The sequence below is a fragment of the Scandinavium manionii genome, assembly GCF_024764775.1.
Lineage (GTDB): Bacteria > Pseudomonadota > Gammaproteobacteria > Enterobacterales > Enterobacteriaceae > Scandinavium > Scandinavium manionii.
Genome location: NZ_JALIGC010000032.1, coordinates 102,503 through 122,219 on the forward strand (window position 1 = coordinate 102,503; position 19,717 = coordinate 122,219).

Sequence of the window (19,717 nt, forward strand, 5' to 3'; positions counted from 1 at the left end):
ACACTAACCTCTTATTCCTGACGCAGATTACGGGCGCGGGAAATAATGTCCTGATAGCGCAGGAACAGATGTGCCAGGTTATTTTCCGAAGGTTTAATTACTTCATACTGGGTGTTGATTTTCAGCTCACGCTCAATCCCAAGCCCCTTACGTGCCAACATCGCGATGCCCTGGGCGGTCATTTCTTTATTGCCCGGAGTAACGATGTTTTTTTGCAACAGATTTGCCAGGAATTGCTTAAAGTACTGATTGCTCGCCAATCCACCATCGACAGAGATAGACTCTCCCACTGGCCCGACTTTTTCCATGGCAATAACCACTTCAGCCGAACGGACCGCAATGCCTTCAAGGATCGACTGCAGCATGTCTTTGCGCTCCGTCTCAAGCGACAGCCCGGCCCACATACCGGCAGCTGAGCGGTCCCAGTAAGGACAGCCCAATCCAGATAGCGCAGGCACAAAAGCCAGCCCACGAGCAATAGCCGATTGCGCCGGAAAATCACTGAATTCTTCAATGTCCGTGAACAGGCCTATTTTACGTGCCCAGTTGATGGCTGAAGCCGCGTTGTAAACCCCACCGTCCAGCCCATAGACCGGCGATTGGCCCGGCATTTTCCAACACAAGGTTGGCAGCAACCCGGAATCTTTAGGGTCCGGGATGGCATGACCAGCTATCGATTGCAGGAAAGCGCCGGTACCGAAGGTGATTTTCATTTGGCCCGCTGATAGACAGCCGTGACCGTAGGTTCCCGCAAACTGGTCGACGATACAGGCGGTCAGCGGCATGACGTTGCCGTCGAGCGTAACATTGCCAAAATGCCCTACGTTGTCCTTTACCTCTGGTAACGCGTTGACTGGTACCCCGAATAGACGGCAAAGTTCTTCATCCCATTGCAGGGTGTGGATATTAAACAATGATGTGCGGGAGGCGGAATTGTAGTCCGTGGCGTGCACGCCGCATAAGTGAAACAAAAAGAAGGCATCCATTGTGCCCAGGCATAAACGTCCCTGTTTTGAGAGTGATTCGGCGCCAGGGACATTACGCATGATCCAGCCTAATTTAGTGGCCGAAAAATAGGTATCCAGCGGCAGTCCACTGCGCGCCTTCACCATTTCCTCTATGCCTTCCTTTTTGAGCGCCTGCACCACATTTTCGGTACGCTGATCTTGCCAGATAATAGCGTTATATAATGGCAGGCCACTGCGCGCATCCCAGGCGACCACGCTTTCGCCCTGGTGTCCCAGACCGATAGCATCCACTACGTTACAACTTCCCAGGCAATTACGGATGTTACGCAAAATTTCCATGGGATCATGTTCAACCCATCCGGGGTTGGGTGTAATTTGTTTGTGAGCAACACTGGCCGGTGAATGGTGTCTTCCGTCTTCAGAAAAGACCACCACCCGTGTTCCGGTTGTGCCTTGATCGATAGCGGCGTAACGTTGATTTAGCATAATCGTCTCACTTGCAGGTGTGATTTGTATGTTGCTTATATGTGGCTTTAGTGTTGAAAATTACACAAAAGCCACAGCAAGGCAATTTAAAGTCACGGATCCCCAACGTATTGTGATCATGATCTCATTTTAGTAGCCAGCAAAGTGCTTCAGTCGCCAGAGGGTTACACAAAATGATAAGGTCGTTTACGCTAATAGTGTATAATTACACGCTGAAAAATATGTCGGGCATTTCTCACCGCCCTATTTTCAATCAAAATAAAGCGATCAGGGAACATCAATGAATACAGAAGTCGTCAGTTCTTTAGAGAGAAGAGCCATCATTCTGGAAAAACTTAAAGATAATGGACAAGTTTTTGTAAATGAGCTCTCAGACATATTTCAGGTCTCTCAGGAAACGATACGACGCGATTTAAATAAACTTGAAGAGCAACGGTTAATTAAGAAAATCCATGGTGGCGCGGTCAGCAGCCAGTTTGGTTTTGAAATGGAATTTAATGAACGTGCGAAGCTTGCCGCCAGTGAAAAAAAAGCCATTGCCCGTCATGCCGCTAAACTCTTCAAACCGGGTGATTCGCTTTTTATCGATTTCGGCAGCACGACTCTTGAGTTTACTCGTCAACTGGTTGAGATAAACGAGTTAACCGTCGTCACCAATTCACCATTGATTGCCAATGTCCTGCATGAAAATAGCAGCATTAAAACGATTCTGATTGGTGGTGAATTCATCAGTTCGAAATTTGAATGTGTCGGTGCCATCGCCCTCGATAACATCAAACGTTTCTTCGTTGACTATGCAGTGATTGGTGCTGGCGCGGTACATACCGACGTCGGGATGATGGATCAGGATATTAATGAGGCAGCTATTGCCCGGCAGATGATTGAGAACAGCAATCGCACAGTGGTGTTGGCCGACGGCCACAAACTACAAAACCACGCAACAACGTTGGTCTGCGGATGGGATAAAATCCACTATCTCTTCACCACTAACGATGGATCTCAGAACCGGAAAAGTAAATTTCCTGCCAATGTAAACGTCACATTCGCTGAAGTAGAAACCGAGCGATAAGGCATTGTGACCTGCTCGTGCGAATTGGCCGTGATGTTCCTTACCACGGCCAGTCTGGCTACACGCTTTTTTCTACAACGATGCCCGGTTGACATCGTGGGGTTCTGTGCTGAACCAGTTTAGCTGCCATTGCGGTCAGTAGTGCGGCGAAGCATGAAAGCCCAGCGATCAACATATAGCCTGCCTGCATGGTGAAATATTTCAGCATAATCCCCATTAATACCGGTCCCCAAAACATGCCTGTCGCATAAATAGTCTGAAACAATCCCATACGTGCGGTTTGCTCCTCAGATGTCGTGTTAACTACGCTGAGTGACATCATCACCGCGAAAGCCATACCAAACGAAAAACCGGCTAACGCCTGGAAAGCAGATATGACGAGGTAGTTTTGCGTCAGTGGAATGCCTAACGCAGCGATAGCCTGTAAAAGCGAACCAATGACCGCGGTTTTAACTAAACCTAATCGCGGATAAAAAAAGGCGCTACATAACGCAACAGCCAGTGCGTAGAACAACAAATGCAGGTTACTCAGAACCGCAATCAACATCCCTTTATTGCCCAATTTCAGCATATAGATGGGTGTCAATGTATCGCGAGTGGCGAACGGCACCAGCAAAACAATGGCGCACAAGATCCCGACAAACCAAATGGTACGATCAGTCAGTTGCCCCCAGGCGCTTTTAAAACAATCATTTAATGTCGATTTTACCGGTGTTTCGACATGCTCTTGTAAGAACAGTGAAATAAACAACGCCGCTAGCGCTGCAGCACTCGGGATCCAGAAGCCTAAATTGGGCGGGAAATTCTGCACAATGATCCCACACAGGCTATTTCCCAAAAATACACCAACGGGACTTGCCAGTGCGAGCAATGCCACCGCAGCGGGTGCTTCATTCTTACTGAAATAACGGATAAACATAATGTTATAAAGCACCCACGTAGCTGAGGCGAGGCCCGACGACGTTTTGGCAATATACAATGTAATATCATTGGTATGGAAATAGGCTATTGGCCACATGACCATCGGCAAAATAAGGCTCAATTGTATAAATATTTTCCTGTTATGTAATGTCCCGGATACCACACTAAGTGGGAAACGTAACAGTACGGTTGCCAGTCCCGTGGCTCCCATTATCAAGCCGATAATTTCAGGTGGAATATCATGTTGCACCATATAGGAAGCAAGAAAGGCATCGTAACCATTAATACAGATAAAAAATAGCAAACTCATAATAAAGAACAGGAATATTTCCCGGCGAGAGAATAATTGTTTAAACATATTCGCATCCTGGTTGTCATTACGCTCATAAGAACGGATTCATTACAAATTCCGCCTCTTCAGCGGATTAGGTTGATTATCAAGATTCAGCAGATTTTATTCATACTGGTCGCCTTGTCTTTACCCTCATTCATCCCTACCCATTAATCAGACGCTACCGCTGTTGACCTAAACAGCAAAACAACACAATAGAAACGAATATACACACCAAGCACAACCAATAACAACACACAAATCACACTTTAGTCATAAAAAAACAACATAAAGCCAACGAGAAGAGGCAACGCCCCGCTGAGAACACGTTTAAGTGTGAAGAAGATCACCAAAATCATCATAAATGTGACATTTGTGTTGATTTATGTTGTCCTTAACGTAATAGATACGTAACAAGCAACATCAAGACAACACCCAAACAGCCGTGTGGTTATGGCGTAGCAACGCACGGGATCGAGCTAACTGATTGAAATACTTAATCAACGATGTCAGAAACCAGGTAAAGAGGGCATGATGAACAAACCACAGATAGTCAATGATGTGAATGACAGTAAAAACCTGACTGAAGCAAGAGTCGACAATAGTAATGAAAATCAAAAGGATAAGAAAATCGTGCCTTCTTCATTGAATCGCTTGCCAAGGCAACTCGATGATCACCATATGCCGTCCGATTTCAACATTTCCTGGGACAGCTATAAACGTGGCGGAACAGACAAATTTTTGGCACAAACTCCCTCTCATCTGCATCACCACCCGATGCGTGGGTTCGACAAAGAATATGTCAATATTATTGATTACATCATCCGTATCACCCATCGCATCTGGGAAGAAGGCGATATTGGCTATATCTATGATACCTACAGTCATGACTGTAATGTGTGGGATGATGTGGGATTGCATGTGGGACGTGACCGGGTTGTTGCCGGTACCGCGCGGACACTGAATGCTTATCCGGATATCCGAATCCTGGGTGATGAAGTTATCTGGGCCGGTGATGAAAATGTGGGTTTCCACTCGTCACACCGCAGCTACATCATGGGCACCAACACCGGATTTAGTGAATTCGGTGCCCCAACCAACAAACCGGTTCGTTTCATGTGTATCGCCAACTGCGTGATGCTGGAAAACGAAATATTCTACGAACATGTCATGCACAACACCGCAAGCCTTATTCAGCAGCTTGGATTAAATGTGTTTGATGTTGCCCGCGATATGATGACTAAACACGGGGAAAACCCGCTGGCACGCGATTTTGGTGCAAGTGAGCCATTCCGTGTCCCCGGTCAGGGTAAACCAGCGCTGCTGCCGCTACCACAGAGCAACAAACTGGACATCCGCGCCTTTATTAATGCATTTTATCAGAACGTCTGGAACCGCAGAATGCTGCGTTCACTGACTGACTTCTGCTCACCTAATATTGCCTATCAGGGACCGACAGAACGTGTGTATCAGGGCCTGGGCAATTATAAATCCTGGATCCTGTCCCTGCTCTCCATGTTCCCTGACCTGACATTCTCTGTCGATGATGTTTACTGGATGGGGAATGATCAAAGTGGGTATTTAGTTTCCGTCCGCTGGAGTGCGCAAGGTACACATTTGGGTAATGGCATCTACGGTAAACCAACAGGTAAAGAGGTTCGCTTAATAGGAATTAGCCAGTATCGTATTCAGGACGGTATTATTCAGCAGGAATGGTCAATTTTTAATGAGTTCGGTGTCATTACTCAGTTAGTGTCCTGATCGCAGTACTGAAAATCAGGGGAATTTCGCTGAACCGTTGAGATGGTGGACTGACCGGCATTCTTCCCTGCTCCTGCATAAACGGCATTCTTTCACGTTTATCGCGCTACAGTGTGATGTTACGCCGCTGTAGCGCTTTCCTCCATCTACAGAACATCCTGTCGGCCTTCGCGTTAATCCCGCACAATCCATGATACCTGCTGGGTTTTCGTTGCCGGAACGTGAGTGCGTCGGCGATACGACCCTAAGCTGTCGGGCGTACAGTAGGTACAGTGTGCCAGACAGTCGATGTTTTCCTGCCGCACTCCTGCATCCAGCAGATGAATCTCGCAAAATGTCGGTAAATCAAACCACAGACTGTTTTCTTCACGTGCTGTGGCACTGATCGCATTTGGCCCTCTCGGTGTCACAGAGAACAAATCCTGCTTGTGCTGGCGCACCTGTTCTGCGGCAGGTGTTTGTAATAATGCGTCATAAAATGAGGGCGACACCTCATAACAGCACGGCCGAATATGCGGGCCGATAGCAACGATAATATCCTCAAGACTAACCCTCGCTGCGATAAACTGCGCCACGCTTTCCCGCACGATGCCCTCTGCGGTACCCCGCCATCCGGCATGGACGCAGGCAATAAAGCGTCCGTCACGCGATGCCATCAATAAGGGTAAACAATCTGCGGTATAGACCCCGATCTGCTGGCCTGCAATTTGCGTAAAGAGCCCATCCGCATGAGGACGCTCTGCAGGAGGTGCGACGTAATTGAGGATATCCGTGCCGTGGACCTGCTTGATATCCACGAGGGTGGATTTATCAAACACCGCGGATTCATGCACATCGAGAAAGGCGTGGCGAACGCCGGGGATGTCTGCCAGTAAACGGGAAAAATAGGCCATGAGGTTCTGTCATTCGAATGTCGTAGCCTTTAACCGTAATCCAGCGACGCCTTTACGACAAGTCGACAGGCATCGCTGGCAACGATTAATTACAACACCTTACTGAGAAACGACGCGGTACGGGGGTTCTGCGGCGCGCTGAAAATCTGCTCCGGCGAGCCCTGCTCCTGAATAATGCCCTGGTCGATGAAAATCACCCGGTCGGCCACTTCACGGGCAAAGCCCATTTCGTGGGTCACGATGACCATCGTCATCCCTTCCGTGGCCAGGTTTTTCATCACTTCCAGCACGTCGCCGACCAACTCCGGGTCAAGCGCGGACGTCGGCTCATCGAACAGCATGAGCGACGGCTGCATCGCTAATGCCCGGGCAATGGCCACGCGCTGCTGCTGCCCGCCAGACAGACTTGACGGCCAGGCATCGCGCTTATCGCTCAGCCCGACTTTCGCCAGCAACCCTTCGGCATAGATTACGGCCTCGGCGCGGGACATGTCGCGCAGCGCCATCGGCGCCATCAGCAGGTTTTCCAGCACCGTCATGTGCGGGAACAGATTAAAGCGCTGGAAGACCATGCCCACGCTCTCGCGCAATTTATTGAGATCGGTCTTCTTATCGTGCACCGGGAAGCCGTTGACCACCACTTCACCTTCGCTCACTGATTCCAGCGCATTCATGCAGCGTAAAAAGGTGCTTTTCCCGGAGCCGGAAGGCCCTATCACGCAGACCACTTCCTGAGGCTGAATATCACAGTCGATACCGCGCAGAACGTGACTCGCACCGAAGTGCTTATGCAGATTTTTAATGTGAATCACTTTTGCCAAACCTCTTTTCCAGACGGTTAACCAGCTGCGCCAGCACGAAGGTAATTACCCAATAGACAACCGAAATGGTCAGGTACGGTTCCCAATAAGTGGCGTACGCCCCGGAAACGGTACGCGCGGCGTACGCCAGGTCTGCCAGACCAATCGCCGACGCCAGCGAAGAGTCTTTCACAATCGCGATGGCGTTATTGCCGAGCGGCGGCAGAATGCGGCGAAACGCCTGCGGTAAAATCACCTTGCGCATGGTTTTCCACCACGGCATACCCAGCGCGCGGGACGCTTCCATCTGGCCTTTATCAATCGACTGAATGCCTGCGCGGAAAATCTCCGACACGTAGGCCCCGGCATTAAGCGTAATTGCCACGATGCAGGATAAAAACGCGCCGTAGTTTGAACGCAATTCGCGGGCGAAATCGCTGCTCATCACGCCGTGAGTTACCAGCAGACCATCGCGTGGGTTAATGAACAGCGGTACCAGCGCAAAATGGACCACCATGATTTGCACGAACAGCGGTGTGCCGCGAAAGGCACTGACATAAAAGCGCACCGGGAACTGCACCAGGTAGCGCAGCACATATTTCCACGGTCCATGTTCGGCCTTCGCCATCCGGCCCAGGCCGAGCGTCAAACCCCATAACGTACCGAGGATCACACAAATAATGGTGCATTTGAGGGTCATTATCGCGCCGTCGATAAACAGCGGGCCGTACTCCTCGATAATTTCCCAACGGAATCCCGTCATAGCTTATCCCTGAAAAAACGGCGATCGTCAGTCGTGGCGATCGCCGTGAAAATAAAAAAGAAGATATTACTGAGCCGGCAACGTCGGAACGTCTGCGTCAAACCAGGTTTGATAAATTTTGGCGTAGGTGCCGTCGGCGACGATCTTTTTCAGGCCGTCGTTAATTTTACCAAGCAGTTCGGTGTTACCTTTCGCTACCGCGATACCGAAATACTGACGTTCAAATTTGGCATCCGGGACCAGTTTGAACTGTTTTTCGGGGTGCTGTTTGATGTAGTACTTCACCACACCAACGTCGCCGACCGCTGCGCTCACGCCGTCTTCAAACAGTTCTTGCAGCATCAGTGGAGTGTTGTCAAAGCGCTTGATGGCAGTACTGTTTTTACCGAGCACGTCAGAGACCACGATATCGCCGGTGCTGGAGTTCACCACGCCGACCTTCTCGTCTTTCAGCGCTGCCAGCGAACTGACTTTAGAATCCTTCGGCACCACAATCGACTGTTCAGCCGGGAAGTACGGCGCGGAGAAGTCGATCATCTGCTTACGCTTGTCGGTAATAGTAATGCCGGAAATGATGATGTCACGGTCGCCGGAATTGAGGGTAGCGAAGATGCCTTCCCACGGCGTGTTGATCAGTTTGATATCGAAGTTCTCGGCTTTGGCGATGGCCTTAATCACATCGATATCAAAACCTTCCAGCTGTTTCTGGCTGTTTTCAAATTCAAACGGGCGATAGGTGCCACCCGAACCGACGATATACGTTTGTGCTGCGACTTGGGCACTGGCTGCCAGCACTGCTGTTAAACAAAAACCCTTCATCCATTTGCTGATCATACCACCACCTTTTTATGCATTTAATTTGCATAAAAATACATAACTTATCAGCGTTATGCAACAGCCGAATCAGGTTATAACCTCTTGTTATAACCAAATCCCCTCACTCTTTATGGGTAAGTGGCATGAAGGGTTTGCATAACACACCGCTATATAATTAAATATACATCGATTATTTCCCTTCTCAGAGTGATTTCATGTCCAGACTACACCGCCTTTACCTGTGCACCGCGCTGGCCTGTAGCGCACTGCTCGCCACGGCTGCCCACGCAGACCGCACAGTGACGGATCAGCTAGGTCGTCAGGTGACCTTGCCCGACCACGTTAACCGCGTGGTGGTATTACAACATCAGACGCTGAATTTGCTGGTACAGCTGAATGCGCAGGACAACATCGTCGGCGTGTTGAGGAGCTGGCAAAAACAGCTCGGGCCGCAGTTTGCACGCTTTATGCCGAAAATCACCACGCTGCCGATGCCGGGCGATCTGACCCAGGCCAATATTGAAAGCCTGCTGGCGCTACATCCGCAGGTGGTTTTCGTGGCGAACTACGCGCCGACCGAAATGATCCAGCAGATTCAAAATGCCGGTATTCCGGTGGTGGCGATTTCTTTGCGTGAGGACGCCGCCAGCGAGAAGAATAAAATGAACCCGACGATGGCCAACGAAGAACAGGCCTATAACGATGGACTGAAACAGGGCATTCGTCTGATTGGCGACGTAGTGGAACGGCCGAAAGAAGCCGAGGCGTTAATCGACTACACCTTCAGCGCACGCGCCAACGCTAACGCGCCGGTGGCCAATATTCCTGAGGATAAAAAAGTCCGCGTGTATATGGCAAACCCGGATCTCAACACCTACGGCTCAGGAAAATATACCGGGCTGATGATGGAACATGCAGGTGCGCTGAACGTGGCGGCGGCAACGGTTAAAGGTGCGCGTCAGGTGTCGCTGGAGCAGGTTTTACAATGGAACCCGCAGGTTATTTTTGTGCAGGACCGCTACCCGCAGGTGCTGAAAGCCATCGAAAGCGATCCGCAGTGGCAAGCAATTGACGCCGTGAAAAACCACCGCGTGTGGCTGATGCCAGAATATGCCAAAGCCTGGGGCTATCCGATGCCGGAAGCGATGGCGATTGGTGAGCTGTGGATGGCGAAAAAACTTTATCCGGAGCGCTATAAAAACGTCGACGTGGATGCTCTGGCGCAGGATTATTATCAGCACTTTTACCGCGTGAGCTGGAAATCGAATGCCCTCTGAGGCCCGCTTTCGCGCGCTACAAGCGGGGTTAATGGCCTTAACTCTGCTGCTGGCACTGGTTTCGCTGTGTCTCGGCCAATATCATTTGCCAATGAGTGACGTTGTCACTCATCTTCTCCATCCTTATACGACGAACGATATCGCCGGACAGGTGGTGTGGACGGTACGTTTACCGCGTGTGGTGATGACGTTTCTCTGTGGCGCGGCGCTGGGACTCAGTGGCGCCACGCTACAAGGCGTGTTTCGTAACCCGCTGGTCGATCCGCACATTATTGGTGTGACATCCGGCGCGGCTTTTGGCGGTACGCTGGCGATATTGTTGGGACTGAGTCCGCTGTTAATGATGGGTTCGACCTTCGGTTTCGGCCTGGCGGCACTGGGGCTGGTGTATCTGATTGCGACTTTACAAGGGCGCGAAAGTACACTGATGCTTATTTTGTCGGGCATTATCCTCAGCGGATTTTTCGCTGCACTGGTCAGTTTGATGCAGTATCTCGCCGACACCGAAGAGGTGTTACCCAACATCGTATTCTGGCTGCTCGGCAGTTTTGCTACCGCCAACTGGCACAAAGTAATACTGGTCGCCGGGCCGGTGCTGCTGGCGGGTGCGGTGCTGTTCGCCCTGCGCTGGCGCATCAATTTGCTGTCACTGGATGAGAAAGATGCGCGGGCGCTCGGCGTATCGGTGAAACCGCTGCGTCGCGGGGTGCTGGTCAGCTGTGCGCTTCTGGTTGCCGCTCAAGTGGCGGTCAGCGGCAGCATTGCCTGGGTCGGGCTGGTGATTCCGCATCTGGCGCGGCTGTTAGTCGGGGCTGACCATCGCCGCCTGTTGCCAACCGCGTTCTGGCTCGGCGGCGGGTTTATGATCGTGGTCGACGATCTTGCCCGCACCCTGACGAATGCCGAAATTCCCATCGGCATTATCACCGCCCTGGTCGGCGCGCCGGCCTTCACATTTTTGCTGATTTACAGCCAACGCCGGAGTGCCCAATGATCACCGCTTCGTTATCCGTCAGCGAACTGCTGTACGGTCACGGCCAGCCGCTGTTTTCGCCACTCAGTTTTGCCTGTCAGCCGGGGAAGATCTGGGCCGTACTCGGCGCGAACGGACGCGGAAAAAGTACCTTACTGGATACGCTGACAGGGGTGTTGCCCGCACTCGGTGGTCAGTTTTCGGTGGATGGCGGTGTCAGCATGGTGCCGCAGTCGTTTCGCCCGGCCTTCGCCTGGCAGGTGCAGGACGTGGTGCTGATGGGCCGTGCTCGCCACGTGGCGCTGTTTTCACAGCCGTCAGCCGACGACCGACAGCAGGTCGCGAAGGCGCTGGCGCAGCTCAACATTTCCGCACTGGCGCAGCAACACTTCGGCACGCTCTCCGGTGGTCAGCAGCAGCTGGTGATGATTGCCAGGGCTCTGGTCAGCGGCAGTCAGAATATTTTGCTCGATGAGCCCTGCTCCGCGCTGGATCTGGCTAATCAACAGGTAGTGCTGCAATTGATAAGCGACCTGGCACATCGCCAGCAGCGCAGCGTGCTGTTTACAACGCACGATCCGACCCATGCATTGCAGGTGGCGAGCCATACGCTGATGCTGTTGCCGGAGGGGAAATGGCTGGCGGGTGAAACCGAAGATGTGGTGACGGACCGCCATCTGCACCAGGCCTATGGCGTGCCGGTCAGGACGCTGACACTGGATGACTATCCACGTCAGGTAATCGCCCCATTATTTTCCATTGAGCGTTAAAAAACCGGCCTCACGTAAAAACGCCTGACCTTCCGATGCCACAATAAACTGTTCCAGCGGTTGCGCGGCGTCACTGAGCCGCGCCAACTGATATTCACAGCGCGTCTGATATGCATCCGGCAGCGCCAGAATGTACAAATCGTCGGTGTTTTCCAGCGCCTGAGCGTAGTGCGCATAACCGATAAACAGGTCGGTCAAATCCTGGCGAATCAGCCACGCGCTGGCAATTTCCCCTTTCGGAACGGTTAACGACGATCTGCCGCCCACCAGCCTGTTTGCCCGCGCGGTTAGCGTCATATCCGGATAGTCCGCCTCGATTCGGGCCAACAGCTCGAAAGTGTAATCGCCAGACGGATCGCAGCCGGGCGTTGAGGTGCCGAGCCGCAGCAAAGGATTCGCCAGCAGGCTGAGCCAGTCGGCATTTTCCGTTTGCGCGGTTTTACGTGCCGTGAGGTTCAGACGATTAAACGCAAAGGTCGTCGTCGCCTGCGCACGTCCGTTCGCCAGCAGCGTTTGCGGATGTTGCGTGTTAGCAGAAGCGAACAGGTCGCAGCGCTCACCGGCTTCGATACGCTCCCGCAGCAGGCCCGCCGGGCCAAAATCGACAGAGACAGGAATGCCGGTTTGTTGGCTGAAATGCTGACACAGCGGAATAAATGCCCGCTTGAGACTGCCCGCAGCGAGTACGTGAAGGGTTGTGGTCATCAGTGTGAAATCTTTGCCCGGTTCGAAAGCAATTATCTTAGCCGGGCAAACAGGGAACGCCAGTCGAATCCACTTATTCCCTGATCTCAGCCCGCTCACGCAGCTGTTCAGGGGTAGCGACCGGCAGGCCAAAGAACTTCAGATAGGCGGGGATCATTTCAAACAGCATGTCGGTGCCGCGCTGCACCTGACAATCGCGGGCCATCGCGGCCTGTAAGAACGGCGTCCACGTCTGGCTCATGACCACTTCGCCGACATACGAGCCGGGCGTCAGGCGATCAACATCCAGCGGTAGTGGATCGCCCGGTTTCATGCCCATCGGTGTGGCGTTTACCACCAGCGAATGGCCCTGCGGATCCTTTTGCATCAGCCTGATTTCAAGCGTCGGATAATGACGTAGCAGGCGCATGGCCAGCGCCTGAGCGGTTTGCTCACGGGTGTCAAACAGCGTGAGCGATGGCACGCCGGCCGCAGCGAGAGAGGCGGCAATCGCCGATCCCACACCGCCACAGCCCACCACTAATGCCCGGGCATTCTCTGCACAAAAGCCTTTACGCTGAATACCCTGCACGAATCCATTGCCGTCGAACATATCCCCGGTGAGCGAGCCGTCCTCTTCACGCCGAATGGCATTGCAGGCTCCAGCAATCGCCGCCGTCGGGCTGAGTTGTTGCATCAGCCCGGCGGTGACGACTTTATGCGGCATCGTCACCAGCGCTCCCACCAGATTAGTCATCTGAAACAGTGCTGGCACGAATGCGGCAAAGGCCTCCGGACGCACGCCCATCGGTACCACTTTGACATCCACGTTTTGTGCCGCAAACCACGGGTTGTAAATCATCGGCGCTTTGAAACTTTCCGTGGGCCAGCCCAGATGCGCAATCAGTCTGGTGTTTCCGGTAATGATCATGCGTGCTCCCTAATCCTGCTGTTCCGTGAGTTCGATGCGTTTGACATCGCCAAGAATAAAGACGTACGCCACCACACCGAGCAGCGCCGCGCCGCCGATGTAAATGAGCGCGTAGAAGAAACTGCCGGAGGCGGCGACGATAAAACCAATCACCAGCGGCGTGAGGATCCCCGCCAGGTTGGCGCAGAAGTTAAACAGCCCGGCAGTCAGACCACCGAGTCCGTTGGGTGCCATGTCAGAAACCAGCGTCCAGCCGAGGCCAACCATTCCCTGACCAAAGAAGGCGAACGACATCACCAGGATAACCGCGGTGTCGCTATGCAACCAGTTGGCAGTGATGATGCAGCTTGCCATCAGCAGGCCGACGATAATCGGCAGCTTGCGTCCAAGGTTAGCCGAGCCAGTAGCTTTCAGCAGTTTGTCCGATACCCAGCCGCCGAACATTACCCCGCCCGCTGCCGCGAGAAACGGCAGAATGGCGAAGAAACCGACCTTCAGCCATGGCATGTGACGCTCGGTGGCGAGCCATGTCGGGAACCAGGTCAGGAAGAACACCAGCACTGTGTTACCGGCAAACTGACCGATACTCGCCCCGACAATCTGACGTTTGCTCAACAACTGGCGCACCAGCGGCCAGCTGAACTGCGTTTTCTGCACCACGGCTGATTGAATGCCGCCGCCCGCTTCGATGTATTCACGCTCCTGCTGGCTCAAACGGCTGTCTTCGTGCGGTTCGCGGTACAGACGCCACCAGGCTATCGCGAATACTATGCCGACCACGCCGACGCTGATAAATAGCGCGCGCCAGCCAAAGTTGCCCATTATCCAGAACAACAGCGGCGAGAAGCAGGCGAGGCCAAGATATTCGCCGACGGTGTACACCGCCGTGGCTTTTGCCCTCTCCTGTTGCGGAAACCAGGCGCTGACTACCCGGCTATTCACCGGGAAGCATGGCGCTTCGCTGATCCCAAGCCCAAAGCGGCACAGTAATAAGGATTTGATACCCACCGCCATACCGTGAAACAGCGTGAACAGCGACCACAGCGTGAGGGAGAGGAAATAGGTGATTTTGTTGCCGAAGCGGTCGAGGAACAGGCCGCCGGGAATTTGCGCCAGCGCGTAGGTCCAGGCAAACGCCGAGAACACCAGCCCCATTATCGCGGCGTTGATGCCCAGCTCCTGGGTGAGCGCCGGGGCTGCGATGCCCAGCACCGTACGGTCGAGATAGTTGATCATTGTGCCCACTGCCAGCAGGGCCAGAATACCGATCCGACGCCGGGTGCGGCGTACAGCGGTGACCGCCTCCGCGTCCACAGCGTGGTCATGGCTGTATGTGCTCATAGTATTTCCTGTCTTTGTAGGGTGCAGATGAATGTTGTTATTTTCACTCCACCAGCCGAACCTTTTGGTTCAGCCTGGTTTACTCACTGTACTGCATGGCCGAAAGACGGACCGCCGCATTGACCGCGCCGTATTGCGCATAGCCGTTACGTCGTTCGGTTAACTCAAAGAAAAAGCGTCCGGCGCTGAATGGGCGAGTATACAGATGTAAAAACTCGCCACCGTTGCCGTCACGATCGTACAGGATCTGCTGCTGTTGCAGCACATCAGCCTGTTCACTGTCGCCAAACCGCGCCCGCAAATCCTCATAATAGTTAGCTGGAATAGGCAACGCGGAAGGCAGCCCGCCGGGTAAGGTTTCAAGCACTGCGGGTAAATCCGCACAGGCAAATGCCGCGTGTTGCAGGCCCGCCCCCTGATAGCAGGCCACCGAACGCGCAATCTGCGTGGCGCGACTTTGGGAAATATTCAGCGCCAGGCGAATATTTCCCTGCGGGCTGTGTACCGCCAGGCTACGCACCAGACCATAAGGATCGGGCATCGTCTGTTCATGCTCCAGCGTGAAGCCAAACACGGTGCGGAAGAACATCACCCAGTTATCGCGGCTGTCGGCCTCCATCCCTAACGCCAGATGATCGATGCCGAGCAGGCCCGACGTCGCGACCGACGCGTTGAGTTCAAAGTCGCGGGCGTAGATATCATCGCCCTCTTCTACCAGGTAAATCAGGCTGCCGTCCGGGGCGCATACCGCCGGGATGGTGCTTTCATTCGGCCCAACCTCGCCCTGCCAGGTGGCGTAACCGTAGGCTTTTGCCCGGGAGATAATCGGCTCACTGCGGCTAACGCGCAGCGCCATAGCACACAGAGAAACGCCGTGGCGCTGCCAGAAATGATCAGCCCAACTGTGCGGTTGATGATTGACAATCACCCGCGCGCCGCCGTTTTGCCACAGGCTCACTTTTTTACTGCGGTGCATTCCCTGCTGCTGGAAGCCCATTTGGCTGAGGCTAGTGCCGAGTTTTTTCGCTTCGGCAGGGCTGGCGGTAAATTCAATAAACTCCGGTCCCTGATATTCCGGCAGCGCGGGCAGCGAACAGAGTTCGGCGTCGGTTTCTGGTAACTGTTGACGGGTTTGTTCTTCCAGCCACAGCAAAGAACGATAGCCGTCCTTCGCGGTTGCGCCGTTTGGCGAAGCGCGAAAACCATCGTTGAACACTTCCAGCGACCACGGACCGCGATAGCCGCGCCGGGTTAAATCGGTGGCAAAGTCTACCACTGGAAGCTCACCCTGCCCCGGGAAACAGCGGAAATGGCGGCTCCATTCGAGCACGTCCATTTTCATCACCGGCGCATCCGCCAGTTGGAGGAAGGTAATTTTATCGACCGGCACTTCATCCAGCCGGGCCAAGGTGTCGCCCAGCGCCAGAACGTGAAAGCTGTCGAGCACAATCCCCATCGCCGGACTATCCACCGCTTTTACGCGCTGCCACGCCTGATGCCAGCGATTCACCTGAGTACCCCAGGCCAGCGCTTCGTACCCGACGTTAATTTTTTCGCGTTCAGCCAGCTCCGCCAGCGCACGCAGGTCACTGATTTGCAGGTCGATATCCGGGCTGGTGTCCGGTGCTACGCTGCTGCATAACAGCAAGGTGTCGCAGCCGAGCTGATGCATTAGCTCAAATTTACGTCTGGCGCGTTCGAGATTGGCGGCAAACTGCGGGCGGCTGGCACCTTCGAAATCACGAAAGGGCTGAAAAAGCGTGATCTGCAAACCGAGATCGGCGGCCATCTGTCGGATATCCGCCGGCGAACCGGTATAATAGAGCAGATCATTTTCAAAAATTTCAACGCCCTGATAGCCTGCATCGGCAATGGCGCTCAGTTTTTCCGGTAAGGTGCCTGATATCGAGACGGTTGCGATAGAGCGCAGCATAGTGTCACCTGTCATGATCCACGGGAAAGCTGAATATGAATCATTTGGTTCATGCGCGCCATAATTCGTTGCTAATTTGTGATCGTTGTGTGTATTTTTTGTTCTTACCAGAAGCGGGAGTCGCTATGTCTGTTGTTGTTCACGATGAAGCCCAGAGCCTGAAAGAGAAGATTTTTGCCGCTGCCATCGCGGTTTTCGCCGAGCACGGCCTGGCCGGGGCGAGAATGGAACAGATAGCCGGAGAAGCCCAAACCACCAAGCGGATGGTGGTTTATTACTTCAAAACCAAGGAGCAGCTGTATCAGGCGGTGCTGGAGCACGTCTATGTCCGCATTCGTGAAAACGAGCAGCAACTGGGGCTGGAAAATTTACCGCCAGTCGAAGCGCTGGTGCAGTTGGTGAAATGGAGCGTGGCGTACCACGCAAGCCATGCGGATTATATGCGGATCATTTGCATGGAGAACATGCAGCGCGGGAAGTGGCTGAATGCATCAGGTTTGTTGAAACCACTGAACAAAAGCGCCCTGTCGATTCTGGAAAATATTCTCGATCGCGGTCAGCAACAGGACATTTTCCAACAAGGCGTTGAGGCCCGGGACGTGCATCGTCTAATCAGCAGCTTCAGTTTTTACCAGGTGTCGAATTTTTACACCTTTAATAGCCTTTATCTGGAAGGCCCGCTGCCAGAAATTGACGACCCGCAACTGGTGGCGCATCACTCAAAAATTGCCGTGAAAGCTGTTTTACGCTTTGTCATTGCCTGATTATTGACCCGCCAGCGCGGTGATGACGCGTTCCATCGCCTCGCGGGTCTGTTCACTGCGTTTGATTTTCTGGTTAGCAAGCGATGTGCGCAATACGCCAGCAATTACAATGTGTTTGGGCTCTTGTCCCAGGTCACGCATCTCCAGTACGACCTTGCCGACCACCCGGCACATCTCCTGATACAGTGCTTCATCTTTACCTTGATTGCCCATCTCTTACTCCCACTAACTCATTAATTTTCAATTCATTACTGATGATAGCGTCTTTCTGGACAACTTTCGCCATTAGATTCTGTTACAAAGTAAAGATCGCCTCGTAATGATTTTGTTAAGCGCTATCGTCTTGTTCTGAAACGGCGTTTTCATTTTCCTTTTCATCCGTAACCTCGTATAATACGCACCGATTCTTTCTTGAATGGTTTCAGCGCATTGGACTGCATAAAAAATAACGTAAAACTTCATCCAACCTTCGTAGCTGAAAACCAGGCTCACTTTCCTCTGCACGCTTTTTTGATGTCACCTATCCTTATCTCGTGGCATCGCGACTTTCGTAATACAGGTTTACCTTCGTGGCAGTGCGCCCACGATCCAAATTTTCCTATTCCTTCTCTCTCAACTTAAAGACTAAGACTGTCATGAAAAAGACCAAAATTGTTTGCACCATCGGTCCAAAAACCGAATCCGAAGAGATGCTGACCAAAATGCTGGACGCCGGCATGAACGTGATGCGTCTGAACTTTTCTCACGGCGACTATGCTGAACACGGCCAACGCATCAAGAACCTGCGCAACGTGGTTAGCAAAACCGGTAAGTCAGCGGCAATCCTGCTGGATACCAAAGGCCCTGAAATCCGCACCATCAAACTGGAAGGCGGCAACGACGTCTCCCTGAAAGCAGGCCAGACCTTCACGTTCACCACGGATAAAACCGTTGTCGGTAACACCGAAACTGTGGCTGTTACCTACGAAGGTTTCACCAGCGACCTGAGCGTCGGCAACACCATTCTGGTTGATGACGGCTTGATCGGTATGGAAGTTACCGCTATCGAAGGCAACAAGGTTGTTTGTAAAGTGCTGAACAACGGCGACCTGGGCGAAAACAAAGGCGTTAACCTGCCAGGCGTTTCCATCGCTCTGCCAGCACTGGCTGAGAAAGACAAACAGGACCTGATCTTCGGTTGTGAACAGGGCGTTGATTTCGTTGCAGCTTCCTTTATCCGTAAGCGTTCTGACGTGCTGGAAATCCGTGAGCACCTGAAAGCCCACGGCGGCGAAAACATCCAGATCATCTCCAAAATCGAAAACCAGGAAGGCCTGAACAACTTCGACGAAATCCTCGAAGCGTCTGACGGCATCATGGTTGCTCGTGGCGATATGGGCGTTGAAATCCCGGTTGAAGAGGTTATCTTCGCGCAGAAGATGATCATCGAAAAATGTGTACGCGCTCGTAAAGTGGTTATCACCGCGACCCAGATGCTGGATTCTATGATCAAGAACCCACGTCCAACTCGCGCTGAAGCCGGTGACGTTGCTAACGCCATCCTCGACGGTACCGATGCAGTCATGCTGTCCGGTGAGTCTGCGAAAGGGAAATACCCGCTGGAAGCGGTGACCATCATGGCAACCATCTGTGAACGTACTGACCGCGTGATGACCAGCCGTCTGGACTTCAACAACGACAGCCGCAAGCTGCGCATCACCGAAGCGGTTTGCCGCGGTGCAGTAGAAACAGCTGAGAAACTGGAAGCGCCATTGATTGTTGTTGCGACCCAGGGCGGTAAATCTGCTCGCGCTATCCGTAAATACTTCCCGGATGCCACCATCCTGGCGCTGACCACCAACGAACTGACTGCACGTCAGCTGGTGCTGTCTAAAGGCGTAAACGCGCAGCTGGTTAAAGAAATCTCTTCTACTGATGATTTCTACCGTCTGGGTAAAGAAGTTGCACTGCAGAGCGGTCTGGCTCAGAAAGGTGACGTTGTGGTGATGGTTTCTGGTGCGCTGGTACCAAGCGGAACCACCAATACTGCATCCGTGCACGTACTGTAATTTCGATTCAGTCGACTTAATTTGCACAAAAGCGCCCTCGTGGCGCTTTTTTTATTCCTGCGATAGCCTTATTTAATAAAAATGCAAATCGGATTTCACTATTTAAATTGTGATTATCTAAGATTAATCCAATGAAATCGTACTGTTTTCACACAGCTTTTGCATTTTGTACATCCATTAGATGCTTC

At 52.7% G+C, this 19,717-nt stretch carries 19 protein-coding genes; 8 read left to right on the plus strand and 11 right to left on the minus strand.

Going from position 1 to position 19,717, the window contains the following annotated elements:
* Nucleotides 1-11: 11 nt before the first annotated feature.
* A complete protein-coding gene (locus MUU51_RS03605; protein WP_258967131.1) occupies nt 12-1,454 on the minus strand; it encodes an FGGY-family carbohydrate kinase in 1,443 nt (480 codons plus the stop codon).
* A gap of 280 nt (nt 1,455-1,734) precedes the next feature.
* On the opposite strand from MUU51_RS03605, the gene MUU51_RS03610 reads away from it, so the two are divergent.
* On the plus strand, nt 1,735-2,523 hold the full coding sequence (locus MUU51_RS03610) for a DeoR/GlpR family DNA-binding transcription regulator (RefSeq protein WP_159767764.1): 789 nt from the start codon (nt 1,735-1,737) through the stop codon (nt 2,521-2,523).
* A gap of 58 nt (nt 2,524-2,581) precedes the next feature.
* Here MUU51_RS03610 and MUU51_RS03615 read toward each other — a convergent pair whose 3' ends face one another.
* The gene (locus tag MUU51_RS03615) at nt 2,582-3,802 is read right to left on the minus strand and encodes an MFS transporter (protein ID WP_159767761.1); all 1,221 of its coding nucleotides are present in this window, start codon (nt 3,800-3,802) and stop codon (nt 2,582-2,584) included.
* A gap of 504 nt (nt 3,803-4,306) precedes the next feature.
* On the opposite strand from MUU51_RS03615, the gene MUU51_RS03620 reads away from it, so the two are divergent.
* Entirely contained in the window at nt 4,307-5,536 is a 1,230-nt protein-coding gene (locus MUU51_RS03620) for an ester cyclase (protein WP_159767758.1), read from the plus strand.
* A gap of 173 nt (nt 5,537-5,709) precedes the next feature.
* On the opposite strand, the gene pgeF is transcribed toward MUU51_RS03620, so the two are convergent.
* The 4 genes from pgeF to MUU51_RS03640 all read right to left on the minus strand — a co-directional run bounded on the left by pgeF (nt 5,710) and on the right by MUU51_RS03640 (nt 8,826).
* Nucleotides 5,710-6,429, minus strand: a complete 720-nt coding sequence (gene pgeF / locus MUU51_RS03625) for a peptidoglycan editing factor PgeF (RefSeq protein WP_258967132.1) — start codon at nt 6,427-6,429, stop codon at nt 5,710-5,712.
* Between the two features lie 89 nt (nt 6,430-6,518).
* The gene (locus MUU51_RS03630; protein ID WP_258967154.1) at nt 6,519-7,241 is read right to left on the minus strand and encodes an amino acid ABC transporter ATP-binding protein; all 723 of its coding nucleotides are present in this window, start codon (nt 7,239-7,241) and stop codon (nt 6,519-6,521) included.
* Entirely contained in the window at nt 7,228-7,992 is a 765-nt protein-coding gene (locus MUU51_RS03635) for an amino acid ABC transporter permease (RefSeq protein WP_159767752.1), read from the minus strand. The genes MUU51_RS03630 and MUU51_RS03635 overlap by 14 nt, the downstream gene beginning before the upstream one ends.
* Nucleotides 7,993-8,058: 66 nt before the next feature.
* A complete protein-coding gene (locus MUU51_RS03640; protein WP_258967133.1) occupies nt 8,059-8,826 on the minus strand; it encodes a basic amino acid ABC transporter substrate-binding protein in 768 nt (255 codons plus the stop codon).
* Nucleotides 8,827-9,023: 197 nt separating this feature from the next.
* Here MUU51_RS03640 and MUU51_RS03645 point away from each other — a divergent pair, with 197 nt between their 5' ends.
* Genes MUU51_RS03645 through MUU51_RS03655 form a run of 3 tightly spaced genes read left to right on the plus strand, consistent with a single transcriptional unit; the run spans nt 9,024 to nt 11,828 of the window.
* Entirely contained in the window at nt 9,024-10,085 is a 1,062-nt protein-coding gene (locus MUU51_RS03645) for an ABC transporter substrate-binding protein (protein WP_258967134.1), read from the plus strand.
* Nucleotides 10,075-11,079, plus strand: a complete 1,005-nt coding sequence (locus MUU51_RS03650) for a FecCD family ABC transporter permease (protein WP_258967135.1) — start codon at nt 10,075-10,077, stop codon at nt 11,077-11,079. Before MUU51_RS03645 ends, MUU51_RS03650 begins: the two co-directional genes overlap by 11 nt.
* Nucleotides 11,079-11,828: an ABC transporter ATP-binding protein gene (locus MUU51_RS03655; RefSeq protein WP_159768756.1), complete on the plus strand. Its 750-nt coding sequence runs from the start codon at nt 11,079-11,081 to the stop codon at nt 11,826-11,828. The genes MUU51_RS03650 and MUU51_RS03655 overlap by 1 nt, the downstream gene beginning before the upstream one ends.
* Here the strand turns inward: MUU51_RS03655 and MUU51_RS03660 are convergent.
* The 4 genes from MUU51_RS03660 to MUU51_RS03675 all read right to left on the minus strand — a co-directional run bounded on the left by MUU51_RS03660 (nt 11,808) and on the right by MUU51_RS03675 (nt 16,717).
* Nucleotides 11,808-12,536 (minus strand): substrate-binding domain-containing protein, encoded by a 729-nt coding sequence (locus tag MUU51_RS03660; RefSeq protein WP_235033617.1) that lies wholly within the window; start codon nt 12,534-12,536, stop codon nt 11,808-11,810. The two genes, MUU51_RS03655 and MUU51_RS03660, sit on opposite strands and share 21 nt — an antisense overlap.
* A 70-nt stretch (nt 12,537-12,606) precedes the next feature.
* On the minus strand, nt 12,607-13,443 hold the full coding sequence (locus MUU51_RS03665; RefSeq protein ID WP_258967136.1) for a shikimate dehydrogenase family protein: 837 nt from the start codon (nt 13,441-13,443) through the stop codon (nt 12,607-12,609).
* Nucleotides 13,444-13,452: 9 nt separating this feature from the next.
* Nucleotides 13,453-14,784: an MFS transporter gene (locus MUU51_RS03670; protein ID WP_258967137.1), complete on the minus strand. Its 1,332-nt coding sequence runs from the start codon at nt 14,782-14,784 to the stop codon at nt 13,453-13,455.
* Between the two features lie 79 nt (nt 14,785-14,863).
* Complete coding sequence (locus MUU51_RS03675) at nt 14,864-16,717, minus strand: bifunctional sugar phosphate isomerase/epimerase/4-hydroxyphenylpyruvate dioxygenase family protein (protein ID WP_258967138.1); 1,854 nt, start codon at nt 16,715-16,717, stop codon at nt 14,864-14,866.
* Nucleotides 16,718-16,842: 125 nt separating this feature from the next.
* On the opposite strand from MUU51_RS03675, the gene MUU51_RS03680 reads away from it, so the two are divergent.
* Complete coding sequence (locus MUU51_RS03680; protein ID WP_159767728.1) at nt 16,843-17,481, plus strand: TetR/AcrR family transcriptional regulator; 639 nt, start codon at nt 16,843-16,845, stop codon at nt 17,479-17,481.
* Here MUU51_RS03680 and fumD read toward each other — a convergent pair whose 3' ends face one another.
* Nucleotides 17,482-17,694 carry a fumarate hydratase FumD gene (fumD, locus tag MUU51_RS03685; protein WP_159767725.1) on the minus strand — a complete coding sequence of 71 codons (213 nt, stop codon included), beginning with the start codon at nt 17,692-17,694 and terminating at the stop codon, nt 17,482-17,484.
* Nucleotides 17,695-17,910: 216 nt separating this feature from the next.
* Here fumD and ynhH point away from each other — a divergent pair, with 216 nt between their 5' ends.
* Together ynhH and pykF are read left to right on the plus strand one after the other, a co-directional pair.
* Entirely contained in the window at nt 17,911-18,102 is a 192-nt protein-coding gene (ynhH, locus tag MUU51_RS22235) for a protein YnhH (RefSeq protein ID WP_445326607.1), read from the plus strand.
* Between the two features lie 14 nt (nt 18,103-18,116).
* A complete protein-coding gene (gene pykF, locus MUU51_RS03690; protein ID WP_159767722.1) occupies nt 18,117-19,529 on the plus strand; it encodes a pyruvate kinase PykF in 1,413 nt (470 codons plus the stop codon).
* Nucleotides 19,530-19,717: the final 188 nt, after the last annotated feature.